Here is an 18,963-nt window from a genome sequence, read left to right as displayed (position 1 = left end):
GGGGGTTCCCGGATGCTGCAGGTGCGCAATCTCGAGGTCGTCTACGACGACGTGATGCTGGTGCTGCGCGGGGTGAGCCTCGCCGTACCGCCCGGCGGGATCGTCGCGCTGCTCGGCGCGAACGGCGCCGGCAAGACCACCCTGCTACGGGCGATCAGCGGTCTGCTCGACGTGCACGACGGCGCGGTCACCAAGGGCACCGTCACGCTCGACGGGGAACCGATCCACCGGCTCCGCCCGGCCGCCGTGGTCCGCCGGGGCGTCTGCCAGGTGATGGAGGGCCGCCGGATCTTCGCCGAGTTGACCGTCGAGGAGAACCTGCGGCTCGGCGGGCACACCGCGCATCGGCAGATCCCGGCCCGGCTGGAGCACGTCTTCGGGCTCTTCCCAGTGCTCGCCGCCCGCCGCCGGCAGACCGCCGGATATCTCTCCGGCGGCGAGCAGCAGATGCTCGCGATGGGCCGGGCACTGATGGCGCAGCCGCGCTACCTGCTGCTCGACGAGCCCAGCCTCGGACTCGCCCCCCGGCTGGTCGACCAGGTCCGGGAGCTGATCGTGGCGATCAACTCGACCGGGGCCGGAATCCTGCTGGTCGAGCAGAACGCGACCATGGCGCTGGCGCTGGCCACCCACGGCTACGTACTGGAGACCGGCCAGGTGGTGCTGGACAAGCCGGCCGAACAGTTGCTGGCCGACGACGACATCCGGGAGTTCTATCTCGGTCTCGGTGCGGCGGCCGGTGCGGGCCGACGCTCGTTCCGCGAGGTCAAGCACTACCGGCGGCGCAAGCGGTGGTTGTCGTGACGGCGGTGGTGCGGCAACGGGCCGCCGATCCGGTCGAGGCCGACCCGATCCTGCGGTTCGAGGCCGTCCGGCTGCACTTCGCGGGCGTACGCGCCATCGACGGGGTGAGCTTCACGGTCGGCCGGCACGAACTCTTCGCCATCATCGGGCCGAACGGCTCGGGCAAGACCTCCATCTTCAACGTCCTCTCCGGGGTGTACCGGCCGCAGACCGGTCGGGTCGTCTTCGACGGGGTGGACCTGGTCGGCCGCCGGCCGCACCACATCGCGGCGCTCGGCATGGCCCGGACCTTCCAGAACGTCGAACTCTTCGGCAACCTCACCGTGCTGGAGAACCTGCTGCTCGGCCGGCACCACCACATCGGCTACGGCCCGCTCGCCGCGATCGCCTGGCTCGGCTCGGCCCGCCGGGCCGAGATCGCCAACCGGGCCGCCGTCGAGGAGATCGTGGACTTCCTCGAACTGGAACGGTGGCGGCGGATGCCGGTGGGTCTGCTCCCGTACGGGGTGCAGAAGCGGGTCGAGCTGGGTCGGGCCCTGGCGATGGAGCCGAAACTGCTGCTGCTCGACGAGCCGGTCGCCGGGATGAACCTGGAGGAGACCGAGGACATGGCCCGGTACGTCCTCGACATCCGCGACGAGCTGGACATCCCGATCGTGCTGGTCGAGCACGACATGGGTCTGGTGATGGACCTGGCCGACCGGGTGCTGGTGGTCGACTTCGGCCAGGTGGTGGCGACCGGCAGCCCGGCGGAGATCCCGCACCATCCGGACGTCGTGCGGGCCTACCTCGGCGGCGACGCGTCGAAACCGGCGCAGCGTGCCGGCGATCCGGGACGGGAGGAGCCGCGATGACCGATCCCCGCGCCGCAACCGTACCGGCCGGCGACCCGACCGGCGACGACCCGGCCGGCGTCCCGACCACCACCGCCGCCGGCCCGTCCGGCGACGCCGTCCCGGCCAGCACCATCGCGGTACGCGTCCGCGACCGCGCCCTCGCCACCCCGGACGCGGTGGCGATGCGGGAGAAGGACCGGGGCATCTGGGCGGAGGTGACCTGGGCCGACTACTGGGACACGGTGCAGACCGTGGCGCACGGGCTGCTGGCGCTCGGCGTGCAGCCGGGCGACCGGGTGGCGATCCACGCGGAGAACCGTCGGGAGTGGCTCTTCACCGACGTGGCGACCGTGGCGCTGCGGGCGATGACGGTGGGCCTCTATCCCACCAATCCGGCGCCGGAGGTCGGTTACCTGCTCTCGCACTCCGGCGCCCGGGTGCTGATCGCCGAGGACCAGGAGCAGGTCGACAAGGCGCTGGAGGTCGCCGCCGACTGCCCGGAGCTGGAGCGGATCGTCTATCTCGAACCGCGCGGCATCCGGCACCGCTACCGGCATCCCGCGCTGCTCGGCTGGGACGAGCTGCTGGCGATCGGCGCCGAGCACCGGGCCGCCGAGCCCGGGGCGGTGGCCGCCCGGATGGCGGCGGCGACCGCCGGGGACGTCGCCACGCTGATCTACACCTCCGGTACGACCGGGCCGGCCAAGGGCGCGATGCTGACCGTGGCCAACGTGGACTTCGCGATCCGGGTACTCGTCGACGACGGCGGGTTCACCGATCCGCCGCCAGGACCGCACGACCTGCTGCTGTCGTACCTGCCGCTCTGCCACGTCGCGGAGCGGATCTTCACCACCTGGTTCAACGCCGGTGCCGGGGTGCAGGTGGCGTTCGCCGAGTCGATCGACACCGTGCGGGCGAACCTGCGGGAGGTGCAGCCGACGATCCTGTTCGGAGTACCCCGGATCTGGGAGAAGATCCTCGCCGGGGTGACCGTCCGGCTGGCCAACGCCTCGCCGGTCAAACGGTGGAACGCCCGGCTGTGGCTCGGGGTCGCCGACCGGATCGCCGGCACGCTGGTCCGGACCGGTGGCCGGCACACCGCCGCCACCCGACTGGGGTACGCGATCGGCTGGCTCTTCTGCTACCGGGCGCTGCGGGTGCGGATCGGGATGCGCCGGGTCCGGTACGCCGCCTCCGGTGCCGCCCCGATCGCCCCGGACGTGCTGCGGTTCTTCATGGGCATCGGCGTCCCGATGCACGAGGTGTACGGGATGACCGAGAACACCGCCGTCGCCACCGGCAACCGGCCGGGCCGGGTCCGGCTCGGCACCGTCGGCGAGCCGCACCCCGGCGTCGAGCTGCGGATTGACGAGGAGACCGGCGAGATCCTGACCCGGCACGGGGGCGTCTTCGCCGGCTACTACCGGGATCTGGCGGCGACGGCGGCGGTGCTCGACGCCGACGGGTGGCTGCGGACCGGCGACGTCGGCGAGTGGGTCGACGGCACGCACGTGCGGATCACCGACCGGGCCAAGGACATCATGATCACGGCGGGTGGCAAGAACGTCGGCCCCTCCGAGATCGAGAACGCGCTGAAGGCGTCGCCGTACGTCAAGGAGGCGATCCTGGTCGGCGACCGCCGGCCGTACCTGACCGCGCTGATCGGGATCGAGTTGGAGACCGTGGGGGAGTGGGCGCAGCGCGGCGGGCTGGCGTACACCACCTATCGCGACCTGGCCGGCAAACCCGAGGTCCGGGCCCTGGTCGAGGAGCTGGTCGCGACGGTCAACGCCGGGCGGCCCCCGGTCGAGCAGATCCGGCGGTTCGCGCTGCTGCCCAGGGAACTCGACCACGACGACGGTGAGCTGACCGCCACCCAGAAGGTACGCCGGGCCGCCGTCGCCGAACGGTTCGCCGACCTGATCGACGAGCTGTACCGGCGCGGGCCGGCGAAGACCGACCCGGGGGAGGCGGGATGACCGAACTCGCCGAGAGCCTGCTGCGCGGCCTGGGCACCGGCAGCGTCTACGCCCTGCTCGCCCTCGGCTTCGTCATCATCTACAAGGCGACCCGGGTGATCAGCTTCGCCCAGCCCGCCTTCATGCTGGCCGGCGCGGTCCTGGTCACCTACCTGGCCGGGCCGGTCGGCTTCTGGGTGGCCGTACCGGTCGCCGCCGTGCTCACCGCCGGGCTGGCGCTCGGGGTGGAACGGGTGGCGGTACGCCCGATGGTCGGCCGGCCGGCGTTCGTGGTCGCCATCATCACCCTCGGGGTGGACGTCGCCGTCCGGGTGGTGGTCAACGGCTTCATCGGGCTCGACGTCCGGCACGTCGGCGACCCGTGGGGGCTGCGTACCGTGGCGGTCCCCGGCACCGCGATCGACCTGCAACAGCGGCACCTCGCCGCGCTGCTCGCCACCGCCGTGCTGATCGCCGGGCTCTTCGCCTTCTTCCGCTACACCCGGATGGGGCTGGCGATGCGGGCCGCCGCCTACGACCAGGAGGCGGCGCTGGCCCAGGGCGTCTCGGTCGGCGCCGTCTTCGCCCTCTCCTGGGGGCTGGCCGGTGGCCTGGCGGCGGTGGCCGGCACCTTCGCCGCCGCCGGAGCCAGCGTCGACGCCGCGCTCTGGCTGATCGCGCTGACCGCCCTGCCGGTGATCATCCTCGGTGGGCTGGACTCGCTGCCCGGCGCGGTGGTCGGCGGGCTGGCCGTCGGGACGATCCAGGAACTCACCGCCAGCTACCAGCAGCACGCGCCCTGGCTCGGCGGCAACGTCTCGGTGATCAGCCCGTACGTGCTGATGCTGCTGGTCCTGCTCGTCCGCCCGTACGGGCTCTTCGGCACCAGGGAGGTCGAGCGGGTATGACGATCGCGGGGCGGCGTACCCGGCCGCGCGGCCGGCCGGAGCTGCACACCTCGTACGCCAGCGAGCTGGCCCTCTTCGACACCCGGGCCAAGCGGGTGGCGGTGGCCGGACTGCTGATCGTCGCCCTCTGCCTGCCGTTCCTGCTCACCGACGAGTGGCTGCAACTGCTGGCGCTCTGCTGCGTCGCCGCGATCGGGGCGATCGGGCTGGGACTCGTCACCGGGTACGCCGGCCAGGTCTCGTTGGGGCACGCGTTCTTCCTCGCCGTCGGCGCGTACACGGCGGCGGCGATCAGCGGTGACCCGGACGGCCGGGTGATCGGCTTCGGGGTCACCAACATCGCGGTCTGGCTCCCCGCCGCCGGCCTGCTCGCCGGGCTGGCCGGGATCCTCGTCGCCCCGCTCGCCACCCGGCTGCGCGGGCTCTACCTGGCGATCGTCACCCTCGGCCTGGTCTTCATCGGACAGCACGTCTTCAGCGAGTGGTCGGCGCTGACCGGCGGCGCCGGGGTCGGCCGGCCGGCGGCCACCCTGGAGTTCTTCGGCCAGCCGATCGCCGCCACCGGCCCGCTCGGCACCCGGGACCAGAAGCTCTACTGGCTGATGCTGCTGCTCCTGCTCGGCTTCGCACTGGCCGCCGCCAACCTGGCCCGGTCGAAGGTGGGGCGGGCGTTCACCGCGATCCGGGACCGGGACATCGCCGCCGGGGTGATCGGGGTGAACCTGGCCCGGTACAAGACGATCGCCTTCGCCGTCTCGTCGGCGTACGCCGGCTGCGCCGGGGCGCTGCTCTACACCATCACCGGGTTCTTCGACCCGGGCTCGTTCAGCCTGCTGCTGTCGGTGCAGTACATCGCGATGGTGCTGATCGGCGGCGCGGGCACCATCTCCGGCGCGATCGCCGGGGCGTTCTTCATCACCCTGCTGCCCCGGTTCACCCGGGAGTTGCAGGCGTGGGTGCCGTTCCTCAGCGCCCAGCCGAACGAGGTGCCGAACGTCTTCCAGGTGGAGACGATCCTCTACGGCGTACTTCTCGTCGTCTTCCTCATCTTCGAGCCCCGGGGCCTGTTCGGGATCTGGGTACGGGTCCGCAACTACTGGAAAACCTGGCCGTTCTCCTACTGAGCTGCTCCGCTCCTACCGACCTGTGAGGTAGCCATGGGAAGGAACAGACCGTCCGGCTCCGGACCGCGTCGGATCGCCGCCGCGACCGTCGCCCTGCTGCTCTGCGCCGCACTCGCCGCCTGTCGCGGCGGGGACACCGAGACCGACGCCTCCGGGGTGAAGACCGACGTCGGGGTCACCGCCGAGCCGTGCCCGGAGGCGGTGGACCGGAACAAGGGCTGCATCTACCTCGGCATCATCTCCGACCTGACCGAGGGGCCGTTCCGGGCGCTGGCGGTGCCGATCACCGACGCGCAGAAGGCGTTCTGGAAGCGGGTGAACACGGCCGGCGGGATCGGCGACTACGAGGTCGACGTGACCCGTTGGATCCGGGACAACAAATACAACCCGCAGACGCACAACCAGGCGTACCAGGAGATGAAGCCGAACGTGCTGGCCCTGGCCCAGACCCTCGGCTCGCCGACCACCGCCGCCATCCTGGCCGACATGAAGGCCAGCAGCGTGGTCGCGGCGCCGGCCGCCTGGACCTCGGCGTACGCCTTCGAGGACGTGATCGTCGAGTCCGGCGCCAACTACTGCCTGGAGTCGATGAACGCGCTCGACTACGCCCGTGAGGCGCACGGGGTCAAGTCGGTGCTGGCCGTACACCTGGCCGGCGACTACGGCGACGACGCGGCGGCCGGCGCGAAGCTCGGCGCGCAGAGCCTCGGGCTGACCTTCAGCGCGGTGAAGACCGACTCCGGCGCCGACAAGCAGGCCGGTGCCATCCAGGCGATCCTCTCCGGCCGGCCCGACCTGGTGATCCTGACCATGGGGCCGGCCGACGCGGCGGCGATCGTCGGCCAGGCGGCGGCCCGGGGCTTCACCGGCCGGTTCATCGGCACCAGCCCGACCTGGAACCCGGCGCTGTTGGCCAGTGCCGCCGCCCCCGCCCTGCTGGCCCGCTACGAGCAGACCGCGCCGTGGGACTCGTGGGGCACCGACACCCCCGGGCACCAGGCGTTGCGGCAGGCACTGGGCCAGATCACCCCGAACGACGGGTACACCTCCGGCTGGGTCTGGTCGTATCCGATGAAGGCGGCGCTGACCAAGGCGGTGGCCGACGGCGACCTGACCCGGGCCGGGCTGCTGGCGGCGGTGAAGTCGCTGACGTCGGTCGACTACGAGGGCATGCTGCCGGCCGGTGCCGGCAACTACGCCGCCGGCCCGAACGACGGCGCGGTCCGGGTCACCGCGGTGTACCGGCCGGACCGGGCCGCACCGACCGGGGTCAGCCAGGTCCGGCCGTTGACCGCCGGCCCGACCGCGCAGGCGTACGCCCTGGACGGGCCCTGCTACGAGAAGCTCTGAGCGCGGCGCTGCGGGACCGCGCGGCGGTGCGGGACCGGCCGTCCGGGGTGCGGGACCGCGCGGTGGTGCGGGACCGGCCGTCCGGGGTGCGGGCGGGCCGGGATCGAGCGGGCCGTGGTCGGCCGGTCAACGGGCCAGCCGGTCGACCACGGCCACCACCGCGCCGGCACCGTCCTCGGCCGCCATCAGGTCGGCGAGGGCCTCCGCCCGGCGCCGCAGCCCCGGCTCGGCCACCGCGGCCCGGATCGCGGTGGCCAGCCCGGCCTCGTCGAGCCGGCGGAACGGCAGCACCGTCGGACCGACCCCGAGGGCGGTCAGCCGGGCGGCCCAGAACGGCTGGTCGGCGAAGACCGGTACCGGCACCGCCGGCACCCCGGCCCGCAGACCCGCACCCGTGGTGCCGCAGCCGGCGTGGTGGACCAGCGCGGCCATCTGCGGAAAGAGCCAGTCGTGCGGTACGTCCCCGACGGTGATCAGGTCCCCGTCCCGGTCCTCGACCCGGGCCGTCCCGGCGTCCCGCATCCCCTGCAACACGCCGCGTACGCCGGCCCGGCGCAGCGCACCGGCGACCAGGGCGTGCAGTCCGTTCCCGGTGTCGGCCAGGCTACCGAAGCCGACGTAGACCGGGGGTGGGCCGGCGGCGAGGAAGTCGACCAGTTCGGTCGGCGGCTGCCAGCCGGGGCGGGCCGCCGGCCACCAGTAGCCGACCACGTCCAGCCCGGCCGGCCAGTCCGGTGGCCGGGGCAGCACGGCCGGGCTGTACCCGTGCAGCACCGCCCAGCCGTCCCCGTCGGCCAGCCGGGCCAGGGCGCCGAGTCCGACCGGTGGCAGGCTGAGTTCGGCGCGCAGCCGCCGGGAGGCGTCGGCGTACACCCGGTCGACGAGGAGCCGACCGAGCCGGCCGGCGAGCCGGTTGCCCCAGCCGCCCAGCGAGCGCACCCCGAGTACGACCGGCGGGAACGCCCGGGTGGGAGCGGTCGGCTGGAGGAAGACCCCGAGGCACGGGATGTTGTGGTACTGCGCCACCGAGTAGCCCAGCGGTGCGGTCGTACTGGACAGCAGCAGTACCTCGGTGTCCGCCCCGGCCGCGGCCGCGATGCCGGTGCCGACCTCGGCGACGAACCGGCCGCCGAGCCGGACGAACTCGACCAGCTCGGGGGCGACCGGCAGGCTCCGGGAGCGGTGTCCTCCGGCGTGGGCGGCCCGCAGCGCCGACAGGTCCCCGGCGATCGGCCGGAAGTCCAGGCCGGCTCCGGTGACGAGGTCGGCGTACGGCTCGGGGGCGGCGAGCGCCACCCGGTGACCGGCGGCCCGTAACCGGGCACCGAGCCCGGTGTAGGGCGCGACGTCGCCGAGGGAGCCGGCGGTGACGATCAGGACCCGCATGGCGACCTCCCGGTGGGCCGGGGCTGCGACCGGTGGCGCCGATTCGCGCTTCGACCGGAGCGTCGCGGGGTATCCGGAGTCTACGTCCGGCCGCGGGTCCGGGTCGGGGGGTTCGGGCAGATGCGGTGCCGGAAAGGTTCCGCTGCCGCCCGACGGAAGCCGGTCTGGCCTTCCGAGGATTCTTCGCACCTCCTGCGGGTAGATGGCCGGATGACGTTCAGATCCGGGCGGTCCGAGGCGAACCGCAAGGAGGCGTCCGAGCCGCCCGCCAGCGGCGTCGGTGAGCGGCGTCCGCGCGTAATGATCATCTACGCCAGCGCGGGGGCCGGACACGACGGCGCGAGCCGGGAACTCGCCGGCCGGCTGCGCGAACGCGGCCTGCTCGCCGACTGCGTGGACCTGGCCGACATCTTCCCGTGGGGACTGGGCCGGCTGCTGCGCGGCACCTACCACGGCATGCTGAGCCGGCTGCCGTGGATCTACGGGCTGCTCTTCGCGATCGGCGGGAACTTCAGCCGGGCCGCGCCGATCACCCGGGCGTTGCTCCGGCCGGTGTGGCCCCGGGTACTCCGGATGCTGCCCCCGGACACCCGGGCGGTGGTGTCGACGTACCCGGTGGTCAGCCAGATCGTCGGGCCGCTGCGCCGGGACGGGCGGCTCGCCGTACCGGTGGTCACCTATCTGACCGACTTCGCGGTGAACCCGATCTGGGTCTCGCCCGGCATCGACGTGCACTGCGCCGCGCACCGCACCACCCGGGCCGAGGCCCGGGCGCTCGGTGCCGGTGAGGTCCGGGTGGCCGGCCGACTCGTCTCGGCCGGTTTCCGCCCGGGCTCGCCGGCCGAGAAGCGCCGCGCCCGGGAGCGACTCGGGCTGCCCGTCGACGCCCGGCTCGCGCTGCTGGTCGCCGGCTCCTGGGGCGTCGGCGCGGTGGCCCGGACGGCGGCCGAGATCGCGCGTACCGGGGTGGCGGTCCCGGTGGTGGTCTGCGGCCGGAACGAGACGCTGCTGCGCCGGCTGGAGCGGCGCCGCACCGGATACGTCTTCGGCTGGGTCGACGACATGCCGGAGCTGCTGCGCGCCGCCGACGTGCTGGTGGAGAACGCCGGTGGACTCACCGCGCTGGAGGCGATGGCCTGCGGTCTGCCGGTCGCGACCTACCGGCCGATCCCCGGACACGGCCGGGCGAACGCGGCCACCATGGCCCGGGCCGGGGTGGCGACCTGGGTACGCCGGGTCGCCGAACTGGGCCCGACCCTGGTCCGGCTCGCCGACGGTACGGCCGGCGAGCGGCAGCGGGCCGCCGGGCTGGCCCTCTTCGAGACCGATCCCGCGATGGTGGTCGCCGACATCGCCCGGGGCGGTGCGCTGCCCGAGCCGGCGACCGAGGGGGCGGGACGGGCGTCCTCGTTCGACGCCCCGACCACCGCACCCGCACGGGCCGACGAGCCGCTCGGCACTCCCGCCCTGGTCGACGGTTCGCCGTCGCTCGACGCTCCCGCCCTGGTCGACGGCGCGGCGCCGGCCGGTCCAGAGGTGCCGGCCGAGGTCCCGGCCGCCGTGGCGGCGGTGCCGTCCCGCCGGACGCTGACCCGCTGGGTCGGGCTGCGGGCCGGCGTGGCGAGGTTGCGGATCGGCGCGGACCAGCCCCGGCCCGACGGTACGCGCCCGGCGAACCACCCGGACCGGCAAGGCTGACGTGCGGGCCACAGATCGTGCCGCCCCACCGGTGGCGGGGCGGGCCGGAGCCCGAGGTACGACCCGGTGAACGGCATCGCCATCCTGCTCGGACTCGCCTCGGCCGCCTGCTTCGCGGTGAGTTCGGTGCTGGAACAGCACGCCGCCAAACAGGAGCGGCCGACCCGGACCATCGACCCGAGGCTGCTGATCCGGCTGCTGCACCGGCGGCTCTGGCTGCTGGGCTGGGTCCCGGACGCGTTCGGTACCGTCCTCCAGGCGCTGGCGCTGCGCTTCGGCGCACTCGCCCTGGTCGAACCGCTCCTGGTCAGCGGACTCTTCATGGCGATTCCGCTGGAGGCGGCGATCGAGCGGCGCCGGCCGCACCGCCGGGACATGCTGGTGGTGGTGCTCGGGGTCGTCGGGCTGACCGGGTTCCTGCTCGCCGCCAACCCACGCGGCGGGGTGCAGGAGCCGAAGGCGTGGTCCTGGATCCTGGTCGGGGTCGCGATCGGCGCACTGGTCGCCCTCTGCCTGCTGGTGGCCTGGCGGACCCAGGACGCGACCCGGGGCCTGATGCTCGGCATCGCCACCGGACTGCTGTACGGGTTGGCCGCCGCCCTGGTGAAGAGCGTGATCGAGAAGCTGCCGGACCACCCTGTCGAGGTCTTCACGGACTGGCACCTCTACGCCCTGATCCTGGTCGGCGGCACCGCGCTGGTGCTGAACCAGAACGCCTTCCAGGGCGGCCCGATCGCGGCCCCGCTGACCGCGATCGCGCTGCTCGACCCGTTCACCGGCGTGCTGATCGGGGTCTTCGCCTTCGAGGAGCGACTGTCGCTGGAGGGGCCCCGGCTGCTGGCCGGGCTGGTCGCGGTGGCGGCGATGACCGTCGGAATCTGGATGGCCCGGCGGACCCGGTCAAGCTGACACGCCGGCCGCCACCGTCGATCCACCGGACCGGTCCGGTCGATCCGGGCAACGCCGCGACGGATGGTCGAACACGCCGAGAGGAATTCGGCAGGCCGCACCGCCCAGGGTGGGAATTTGGGTACTCTCGGTGAAGATTACTTAGCGCGAGTGGTGGATTACGACCAATCCGGCGCGGCGGTCTGGCGCGGCCCCGCTGAGCCGGCTGGACCTCGCGAGAGGCGGCAGTGTGCTTCATCTGACCGACGACGCTCCCGACCATCCGCCCGCGGATCGGCCGGGTGGGCGCCGGCAGCCGGACACCGTACTGGCCGGGGAGAACTTCCCCGTCGCGCTGCGCGTCCTGCCGGCACGGATCCGCCGGCACCTGCTCGCCCTCTACTGGTACGCCCGGTACGTCGACGACCTCGGCGACGAGCCCGACGAGCGCGGCCGGGACGAGACACCGGCGACCCGGCTCGCCGGGCTGGACCGGTTCGACCGCGAGGTACGCGCCCTCTACCACGGCCGGCTGCCCCGGCACCCGGTACTGGTCCGGCTGGCACCCACCGTGGTCGACTGCCGGCTGCCGATCGACCCGCTGCTGCGGCTGATCGAGGCGAACCGGCGCGACCAGGCGGTGCGCCGCTATCCGACCTTCGGCGCCCTGGTCGACTACTGCCACCTCTCCGCCGACCCGGTCGGCGAGCTGGTGCTGCACGTCTTCGGGGCCGCCTCGCCGGACCGGATCCGGCTCTCCGACCGGATCTGCACCGCCCTACAGGTGGTCGAGCATCTCCAGGACGTCGCCGAGGACCGGCGCCGGGGCCGGATCTACCTGCCGACCGAGGAGTTGGCGGCGGCCGGGGTGTCCGAGGAGGACCTCGACGCGCCCCGGGCCGGTGACCGGCTCCGTACCGTCGTCCGGCGCCAGGCACAGCGCGCCGCCGACCTGCTCGACGCCGGTGCGCCGCTCGTCGCCGACCTGCACGGCTGGGCCCGGCTGGCCGTCGGCGGATACGTCGCCGGTGGGCGGGCCGCGCTCGCCGCACTGGCCCGGGCCGACCACGACCCGCTGCCCGGGCCGCCCAAGCCCACCCGGGCCGGGATCGCCGCCGCCTGGCTCCGGTCGTACCGGCCGCCCCGGGTCGCCCTGCGCCCGAGCGGGGTGCGCGGATGACCGCCGACGCCGGACTGGAACGCGCCTACCGGGAGTGTGCCCGGGTGACCCGCAGCCAGGCGCGCAACTTCTCGTACGGGATCCGGCTGCTCCGCCCCGACCGGCGCGCCGCGCTCTGCGCCGTGTACGCCGTCGCCCGGCGCATCGACGACATCGGCGACGGCGAGCTGCCCGCCGCGACCAAGCTGGCCCGGCTCGACCAGATCCGGGCGGCGCTGCACCGGCTGCCGGAGGCCGGCGGGGATCCGGTACTGGTCGCCCTGGCCGATGCGGCGGCCCGGCTGCCGATCCCGCTGGCCGCCTTCGACGAGCTGGTCGACGGCTGCGTGGCGGACGTCCGGGGCGCCCGCTACGAGACCTTCGAGGAGCTGGTCGGCTACTGCCGCTGCGTCGCCGGGTCGATCGGCCGGCTCTCGCTCGGCGTCTTCGCCCTCCGCCCCTCGGTGGACCGGTCGGCGGCCGCCGAACTCGCCGACACCCTGGGCATCGCGCTGCAACTGACCAACATCCTGCGGGACATCGTGGAGGACCGGGCCGCCGGCCGGGTCTACCTGCCCCGCCGCGACCTGGAGCGGTTCGGCTGCACCCTGGAACTCGGCCCGGACGGCGCGCTGACCGACCCGCCGGACCGGCTCACCGCGCTGCTCCGCTGGCAGGCGCACCGGGCCGAACGCTATTACCAGAGCGGGCTGCGGCTGCTGCCGCTGCTGGACCGGCGCAGCGCGGCCTGCGTGGCGGCGATGGCCGGGATCTACCACCGGCTGCTGGCCCGGATGGTGGCCGACCCACTGGCGGTGACCCGGCAGCGGGTCTCGCTGCCCGGCTGGGAGAAGGCGTACGTCGCGGCGCGGGCGATGACCCGGAGCGCACCGTGACCGACGGAGGGGTCTGCGTGGTCGGCGGAGGGCTGGCCGGCATCGCCTCGGCGGTGCGGCTGCTCGACGCCGGGCACCGGGTGACCCTGGTGGAGGCCCGTCCGGCGCTCGGCGGGGCCACCTACTCGTTCCGGCGGGGCGAGCTGACGGTGGACACCGGGCAGCACGTCTTCCTCCGCTGCTACCAGCAGTACCGCGACCTGCTCGTCCGGCTCGGCAGCGCCGACCGGGCGGCCGTGCAGGACGGGTTCGCGGTGCCGATCCTGCGGGCCGGCGGGCCGCCGCACGTACTCGCCCGCAACCGCCGACTGCCGGCCCCGGCGCACCTGCTGCCGGCCCTGCTGGGCTACCGCCCGCTGCGGGTGGGACAGCGGCTGGCGGCGGTACGGGCCGCCGCCGCGCTACGCCGGGTCGAACCGGACGACCCGGCCGCCGACCGGGTCAGCTTCGGCGCCTGGCTGACCGCGCACGGGCAGGACGCGCCGACCGTGGCCCGGCTCTGGGAGCTGATCTGCACCGCGGCCCTGAACGCCCCGCCGGAACGGGCCTCGCTGGCGCTGGCCGCCCGGGTCTTCCGGACCGGACTGCTCGACCGGGCCGACGCCGCCGACATCGGCCGGCCGACCGCGCCACTGTCCGAACTGCACGGTGCCCCGGCGTCCGTACTCCTCCGGCAGCGCGGCGCGACGGTCCGCACCGGGGTACGGGTGCAGCGGATCCGGGCCGACCGGGGCCGGTTCCAGATCTCCGGTGACGGCGTCGAGCTGACCGCCGACGCGGTGGTGTTGGCGGTGCCGCACCCGCAGGCCGCCCGGCTGGTGCCGGCCGAGGCCGCCCCGGACCGGGCGCGCTGGGCCCGGCTGGGTGCCGCGCCGATCGTCAACGTGCACGTGCACTACCAGCAGCGGGTCACCGAACTCGAGTTCGCGGCCGGGCTGGACACGCCGGTGCAGTGGGTCTTCGACCGGACCGCGCCCGGCGGCTCCGGCCAGTACCTGGTGGTCTCGATCTCCGCCGCCGAGCAGGTGCTGGGCGTCCGGGCCAGCGACCTGGTCCGGACCTACCTGGACGCGCTGGCCGAACTCTTCCCGGCGGCCCGGCAGGCCCGGGTCCGGGACGCGTTCGTGACCCGGGAACCCCGGGCGACGTTCCGGCAGGGGCCGGGCTCCCGCAGTGCCCGGCCACCCGCCCAGACCCGGGCGCCCGGGCTGGCCCTGGCCGGCGCGTGGACCGACACCGGGTGGCCGGACACGATGGAGGGCGCGGTACGCAGCGGCCACCGCGCCGCCGACGTGGTCCTCGCCCACCTCGGGTCCGCACCGACCCAGACGGCAGGCACCGGCATGACCGGGCGCGACGAGGAGACGAGATGACCGTGATGCTGCCCAGCGTCCTCGCCCAGGTGGACGAACTCGTCCAGCCCGAGATCCGGGCGACGCTGGAACGGATCGACGAGCGTACCCGGCTGGTCGCCGGCTACCAGCTCGGCTACTGGGACGCCGCGGGGGAGCCCGCCGGCCGGGGCGGGAAGGGGCTGCGCCCGGCGCTGGCGCTGCTCTCCGCCCAGGCCGCCGGCCAGCCGGTACGCCGGGGCCTGCCGGCGGCGGTCGCGGTGGAGCTGGTGCACAACTTCTCCCTGCTGCACGACGACGTGATCGACGGTGACCTGGAGCGCCGGCACCGGCCGACGGCGTGGGCGGCGTTCGGCATCGGTCCGGCGATCCTGGCCGGAGACGCCATGCTCGGCCTCGCCGACGAGGTGCTGGCGGACGACCCCACCTTGGACGTACGCGCCGGACTGAGCACCATGCACACCGCGATCCGGCGACTGATCGCCGGGCAGGCGGCCGACGTGGCCTTCGAGTCCCGTCCCGACGTCACCCTCGACGAGTGCCTGGCGATGGCCCGGGACAAGACGGCGGCGCTGCTCTCCTGCTCCGCGACGCTCGGCGCGGTGCTCTGCGGCGCCCCGACGGCGCTGGTGGACGGGCTGGCCCGGTACGGGGAACGGCTCGGCCTCGCCTTCCAGCTCGTGGACGACCTGCTCGGGATCTGGGGTGAGCCGGCGGTCACCGGCAAGCCGGTCCTTTCCGACCTGCGGGCCCGGAAGAAGTCCGTACCGGTGGTCCGGGCCCTCACCTCCGGCGGTCCGGCCGGTGACCAGCTCGCCGAACTGTACGCCCGGACCGGCGAACTCTCCGCCGCCGACCTGGGCCTGGCCGCCGAGCTGATCGAGGAGACCGGCGCCCGGGACTGGACCGAGAAGCAGGCCGACCGGCTGCTCACCGAGGCGCTGGCCGAACTGGACCAGTTGGGCGAGCCGGGTTCGACCGGAGAACGCTCCGACGTGCACGCCGACCTGGTGGCGATCGCGCACTTCATGACGGGACGGGACCACTGATGGGCGCGACGCTCTCCACCAGCGACGGCAACCCGACCGGCGCCCGCCGCGACGGCATCCTGATCGAGGGACCCGGTCCGCTCGGCACCGGCGGCGAGGGGCAGCGGAGCACCGCCGAGGCGGCCCTGGACCGGGCCCGGGACCTGCTGCTCGCGCGGCAGCAGCCGGGCGGCTGGTGGCAGGGCGAGCTGGAGACCAACGTGACGATGGAGGCCGAGGACCTGCTGCTGCGGGAGTTCCTCGGCATCCGTACCGAGGTGGAGACCGAGCCGACCGCCCGGTGGATCCGCTCGAAGCAGCATGCGGAGGGCGCCTGGGCGACCTTCTACGGCGGGCCGGGCGACCTCTCCACCACCATCGAGGCGTACGCGGCGCTGCGGCTGGCCGGTGACCCGCCGGACGCCGAGCACATGTGCCGGGCCCGGGACTTCGTACTCGCGCAGGGCGGCATCGAGCGGAGCCGGGTCTTCACCCGACTCTGGCTGGCGCTCTTCGGCGAGTGGCCGTGGCACCGGCTGCCGGCGATCCCGCCCGAGGTGGTGCTGCTGCCGTCGTGGTTTCCGCTCAACGTCTACGACTTCGCCTGCTGGGCCCGGCAGACCATCGTGCCGCTGTCGATCGTCCGCGCGCTGCGCCCGGTACGCCCGCTCGGCTTCTCGCTCGGCGAACTGCGTACCGGACGGCCGACGCCGCCGGAGGAGCGGCGCGGCAAGGGGCGCTGGATGCACCGGCTCGACACGGCGCTGCGCGGCTACGAGCGGCACCCGGTCGGCCCGGTACGCCGCAACGCGCTGCGCCGGGCGGCCGAGTGGATCGTGGCCCGGCAGGAGGCCGACGGCTCGTGGGGCGGCATCCAGCCGCCGTGGGTCTACTCGCTGATCGCGCTGCACCTGGTCGGCTATCCGCTCTCCCACCCGGTGCTGCGCAGCGGGCTGGCCGGGCTGGAGCGGTTCACCGTCCGGGAGGAGACCCCGGACGGACCGGTACGCCGGCTGGAGGCGTGCCAGTCCCCGGTCTGGGACACCGCGCTGGCGATGGTCGCGCTCGCCGACGCCGGGGTGCCGGCCGACCATCCGGCGCTGACCACCGCCGCCGACTGGCTGCTCGCCGAGGAGATCCGGGTCCCCGGCGACTGGTCGGTACGCCGGCCCCGGGTGGAGCCCGGCGGCTGGGCGTTCGAGTTCGACAACGACGGCTACCCGGACACCGACGACACCGCCGAGGTGCTGCTCGCACTGCGGCGCTGCGGGGCGCATCCGGCGCTGCGGCCGGCGATGGAGCGCGGGGTCCGCTGGCTCTGCGGGATGCAGTCCGCCGACGGCGGCTGGGCGGCGTTCGACGCGGACAACACCCGGGCGATCGCCCGCGACCTGCCGTTCTGCGACTTCGGCGAGGTGATCGACCCGCCGAGCGCGGACGTCACCGCGCACGTGGTGGAGGCGCTCTGCGCGGAAGGGCTGGCCGCTTCGATACCGGTCCGCCGGGGCGTGGCGTGGCTGCTGCGCCACCAGGAGGCCGACGGTTCCTGGTTCGGCCGGTGGGGCGCCAACCACGTCTACGGGACGGGTGCGGTGGTGCCGGCGCTGATCGCCGCCGGGGTACCCCGGGAGGACCCGAGGATCGTCCGGGCGGTCTGCTGGCTGCACCGGCGGCAGAACGCCGACGGCGGCTGGGGCGAGGACATGCGCTCGTACCGCGATCCGGCCTGGCGGGGTCAGGGCGACTCGACCGCCTCGCAGACCGGGTGGGCGCTGCTGGCCCTGCACGCCGCCCGCTCGGACGACTCGGCGTCGGTCCGGCGCGGGGTGGACTGGCTGGTGCGTACCCAGCGGCCGGACGGGGGCTGGGACGAGCCGCAGTACACCGGCACCGGGTTTCCCGGCGACTTCTACATCAACTACCACCTCTACCGGCTGGTCTTCCCGGTCAGCGCGCTCGGCCGGTTGCTGCGCGACCCGGACGACTTCGCGCGGCTGCGCACCGATCCGGGAGAGCCCAGTTGAGGAACGGAAACTGGGTGCTGTTCGCACCGATGCGGGCGGAGGCGATCGCGCTGCGGCGCGGCCTGCCGCCGGGCGCACCGCTGCGGCGTACCGGTCGGGGACCGGCCCGGGCGACGGTCGCCGCCGGCCGCAGCGACGCCGCCGCGCTCGCGGTGGCCGGCATCGCCGGTGGCCTGGTGCCGACGTTGCGCACCGGCGACGTGGTGGTGGCCACCGAGGTACGCCGGGCCGGCGTCGTCGGCGGTGCCCCGGTGCCCTGCCCGGCCGCCCCGATGATCGCGGCGGCGCTGCGCCGACGTGGCCTGACAGTCCACCTCGGACCGGTGGTGACCAGCCGGCGGATCGTCGACGGCGCGGACCGGACCCGGCTCGCCGCCACCGGCGCGATCGCGGTCGACACCGAGTCGGCGGCGCTGCTGGCCGGCGCCGCCGGCCGCCCGATCGCCTGCGTACGGGTGGTCGCCGACGTGCCACCGCATCCGCTGTACCGGCCGGCGACGCTCGGCCGGGTGATCGCGGCGCTGCGGGTGCTGCCGCGGCTCGGCCCGGCCCTGTCGGAGTGGGCGGCGGCGACCACCGCCCGGCAGGTGGTGCTGGCCGCCCCGCGGTCGTTCTGCGCCGGGGTGGAGCGGGCGATCAGCGTGGTGGAGCAGGCGCTGGACCGGCACGGCCCGCCGGTCTACGTCCGCAAGCAGATCGTGCACAACCTGCACGTCATCGCCGACCTGCAACGCCGGGGCGCGGTCTTCGTCGACGAGCTGACCGAGATCCCGGACGGCGCGACGACGGTCTTCTCCGCGCACGGGGTGGCGCCCGCGGTCCGGGCCGCCGCCGCCGACCGGGGACTGCCGGTGATCGACGCGACCTGTCCGCTGGTGACCAAGGTGCACAGCGAGGCCCGCCGGTTCGCCGGACGGGGCAACACGGTGCTGCTGATCGGGCACGCCGGGCACGAGGAGACCGAGGGGACCCTCGGCGAGGTGCCCGGCCGGATCGCCCTGGTGGAGTCGGTCGGCGACGCGGAACGGATCGAGGTCGCCGACCCGGACCGGGTGTCGTACCTGGTGCAGACCACCCTGGCCGTGGACGAGGTGGCCGGGGTCCTCGACGTACTCCGGCGGCGGTTCCCCGCGCTGACCGGACCCTCCTCGGACGACATCTGCTACGCCACCACCAACCGGCAGGCGGCGTTGCGCGAGGTGGCCGCCGTCGCCGACGTGGTGCTGGTGCTCGGCTCGGCCAACTCGTCGAACTCCCGGCGCCTGGTCGAGGTGACCGAGCGCGGGGGCACCCCGGCGTACCTGGTCGACGACGTGGAGCAGGTCGACCTCCGCTGGCTCGCCGGGGCCCGGACGATCGGCGTGACCGCCGGTGCGTCGGCGCCGCCGTGGCTGGTCGACCAGACCGTGGCGGCGCTGGCCGGGCTCGGCGCCGACGCGGTACGGGAGCACAGCACCCGTACCGAGGATGTGCACTTCACCCTTCCCAAGGAGATCCGAACGCCATGACGGGGACCAGTTCGCGCAGCGTCGCGTGGGACAGCCGCGCGCCG

General features: G+C 74.5%; 15 protein-coding genes. 14 read left to right on the top strand and 1 reads right to left on the bottom strand.

Annotated elements, in window-relative coordinates; genetic code table 11:
- Window positions 1-12: 12 nt before the first annotated feature.
- From C6W10_RS01365 to C6W10_RS01340, 6 genes are read left to right on the top strand one after another with little or no spacing between them, the layout of a single operon-like run.
- Window positions 13-804 (top strand): ABC transporter ATP-binding protein, encoded by a 792-nt coding sequence (locus C6W10_RS01365; RefSeq protein ID WP_107255977.1) that lies wholly within the window; start codon window positions 13-15, stop codon window positions 802-804.
- Window positions 801-1,658 carry an ABC transporter ATP-binding protein gene (locus tag C6W10_RS01360; protein ID WP_234361560.1) on the top strand — a complete coding sequence of 286 codons (858 nt, stop codon included), beginning with the start codon at window positions 801-803 and terminating at the stop codon, window positions 1,656-1,658. Before C6W10_RS01365 ends, C6W10_RS01360 begins: the two co-directional genes overlap by 4 nt.
- Entirely contained in the window at window positions 1,655-3,619 is a 1,965-nt protein-coding gene (locus tag C6W10_RS01355) for a long-chain fatty acid--CoA ligase (protein ID WP_107255975.1), read from the top strand. The genes C6W10_RS01360 and C6W10_RS01355 overlap by 4 nt, the downstream gene beginning before the upstream one ends.
- A complete protein-coding gene (locus C6W10_RS01350) occupies window positions 3,616-4,506 on the top strand; it encodes a branched-chain amino acid ABC transporter permease (protein ID WP_107255974.1) in 891 nt (296 codons plus the stop codon). The genes C6W10_RS01355 and C6W10_RS01350 overlap by 4 nt, the downstream gene beginning before the upstream one ends.
- The gene (locus C6W10_RS01345) at window positions 4,503-5,630 is read left to right on the top strand and encodes a branched-chain amino acid ABC transporter permease (protein ID WP_107255973.1); all 1,128 of its coding nucleotides are present in this window, start codon (window positions 4,503-4,505) and stop codon (window positions 5,628-5,630) included. Before C6W10_RS01350 ends, C6W10_RS01345 begins: the two co-directional genes overlap by 4 nt.
- A 33-nt stretch (window positions 5,631-5,663) precedes the next feature.
- Entirely contained in the window at window positions 5,664-6,980 is a 1,317-nt protein-coding gene (locus C6W10_RS01340) for an ABC transporter substrate-binding protein (RefSeq protein ID WP_107255972.1), read from the top strand.
- A gap of 126 nt (window positions 6,981-7,106) precedes the next feature.
- On the opposite strand, the gene C6W10_RS01335 is transcribed toward C6W10_RS01340, so the two are convergent.
- Window positions 7,107-8,366, bottom strand: a complete 1,260-nt coding sequence (locus C6W10_RS01335; protein ID WP_107255971.1) for a glycosyltransferase — start codon at window positions 8,364-8,366, stop codon at window positions 7,107-7,109.
- Between the two features lie 210 nt (window positions 8,367-8,576).
- Between C6W10_RS01335 and C6W10_RS01330 the strand changes: the two genes are divergently transcribed.
- The 8 genes from C6W10_RS01330 to ispH all read left to right on the top strand — a co-directional run bounded on the left by C6W10_RS01330 (window position 8,577) and on the right by ispH (window position 18,919).
- Entirely contained in the window at window positions 8,577-10,064 is a 1,488-nt protein-coding gene (locus tag C6W10_RS01330) for a glycosyltransferase (protein ID WP_159104408.1), read from the top strand.
- Between the two features lie 66 nt (window positions 10,065-10,130).
- Entirely contained in the window at window positions 10,131-10,973 is an 843-nt protein-coding gene (locus tag C6W10_RS01325) for a DMT family transporter (RefSeq protein WP_107255969.1), read from the top strand.
- 229 nt (window positions 10,974-11,202) lie between these two features.
- A complete protein-coding gene (gene hpnC / locus C6W10_RS01320; RefSeq protein ID WP_199853830.1) occupies window positions 11,203-12,132 on the top strand; it encodes a squalene synthase HpnC in 930 nt (309 codons plus the stop codon).
- Window positions 12,129-13,007 carry a presqualene diphosphate synthase HpnD gene (gene hpnD / locus C6W10_RS01315; protein WP_107255968.1) on the top strand — a complete coding sequence of 293 codons (879 nt, stop codon included), beginning with the start codon at window positions 12,129-12,131 and terminating at the stop codon, window positions 13,005-13,007. The genes hpnC and hpnD overlap by 4 nt, the downstream gene beginning before the upstream one ends.
- On the top strand, window positions 13,004-14,380 hold the full coding sequence (gene hpnE / locus C6W10_RS01310) for a hydroxysqualene dehydroxylase HpnE (protein ID WP_107255967.1): 1,377 nt from the start codon (window positions 13,004-13,006) through the stop codon (window positions 14,378-14,380). Before hpnD ends, hpnE begins: the two co-directional genes overlap by 4 nt.
- Window positions 14,377-15,408 carry a polyprenyl synthetase family protein gene (locus C6W10_RS01305; RefSeq protein ID WP_107255966.1) on the top strand — a complete coding sequence of 344 codons (1,032 nt, stop codon included), beginning with the start codon at window positions 14,377-14,379 and terminating at the stop codon, window positions 15,406-15,408. The genes hpnE and C6W10_RS01305 overlap by 4 nt, the downstream gene beginning before the upstream one ends.
- The gene (gene shc, locus C6W10_RS01300) at window positions 15,408-17,411 is read left to right on the top strand and encodes a squalene--hopene cyclase (RefSeq protein ID WP_107255965.1); all 2,004 of its coding nucleotides are present in this window, start codon (window positions 15,408-15,410) and stop codon (window positions 17,409-17,411) included. The genes C6W10_RS01305 and shc overlap by 1 nt, the downstream gene beginning before the upstream one ends.
- A gap of 14 nt (window positions 17,412-17,425) precedes the next feature.
- A complete protein-coding gene (gene ispH / locus C6W10_RS01295) occupies window positions 17,426-18,919 on the top strand; it encodes a 4-hydroxy-3-methylbut-2-enyl diphosphate reductase (RefSeq protein ID WP_234361559.1) in 1,494 nt (497 codons plus the stop codon).
- The last annotated feature ends 44 nt before the right edge of the window (window positions 18,920-18,963 follow it).

The sequence above is a fragment of the Plantactinospora sp. BB1 genome (genome assembly GCF_003030385.1).
GTDB lineage: Bacteria > Actinomycetota > Actinomycetes > Mycobacteriales > Micromonosporaceae > Plantactinospora.
Note: the sequence above shows the minus strand (reverse complement) of the source record. Positions and strands in the feature narration are given on the sequence as shown.

Bases quoted from the DNA above. Each gene is read 5' to 3' on its own strand.
- C6W10_RS01305 (WP_107255966.1), top strand. From the start codon at position 14,377: ATGACCGTGATGCTGCCCAGCGTCCTCGCCCAGGTGGACGAACTCGTC.
- C6W10_RS01365 (WP_107255977.1), top strand. From the start codon at position 13: ATGCTGCAGGTGCGCAATCTCGAGGTCGTCTACGACGACGTGATGCTG.
- hpnD (WP_107255968.1), top strand. From the start codon at position 12,129: ATGACCGCCGACGCCGGACTGGAACGCGCCTACCGGGAGTGTGCCCGG.
- C6W10_RS01355 (WP_107255975.1), top strand. From the start codon at position 1,655: ATGACCGATCCCCGCGCCGCAACCGTACCGGCCGGCGACCCGACCGGC.
- shc (WP_107255965.1), top strand. From the start codon at position 15,408: ATGGGCGCGACGCTCTCCACCAGCGACGGCAACCCGACCGGCGCCCGC.
- C6W10_RS01340 (WP_107255972.1), top strand. From the start codon at position 5,664: ATGGGAAGGAACAGACCGTCCGGCTCCGGACCGCGTCGGATCGCCGCC.
- C6W10_RS01330 (WP_159104408.1), top strand. From the start codon at position 8,577: ATGACGTTCAGATCCGGGCGGTCCGAGGCGAACCGCAAGGAGGCGTCC.
- C6W10_RS01350 (WP_107255974.1), top strand. From the start codon at position 3,616: ATGACCGAACTCGCCGAGAGCCTGCTGCGCGGCCTGGGCACCGGCAGC.
- C6W10_RS01345 (WP_107255973.1), top strand. From the start codon at position 4,503: ATGACGATCGCGGGGCGGCGTACCCGGCCGCGCGGCCGGCCGGAGCTG.
- C6W10_RS01335 (WP_107255971.1), bottom strand. From the start codon at position 8,366: ATGCGGGTCCTGATCGTCACCGCCGGCTCCCTCGGCGACGTCGCGCCC.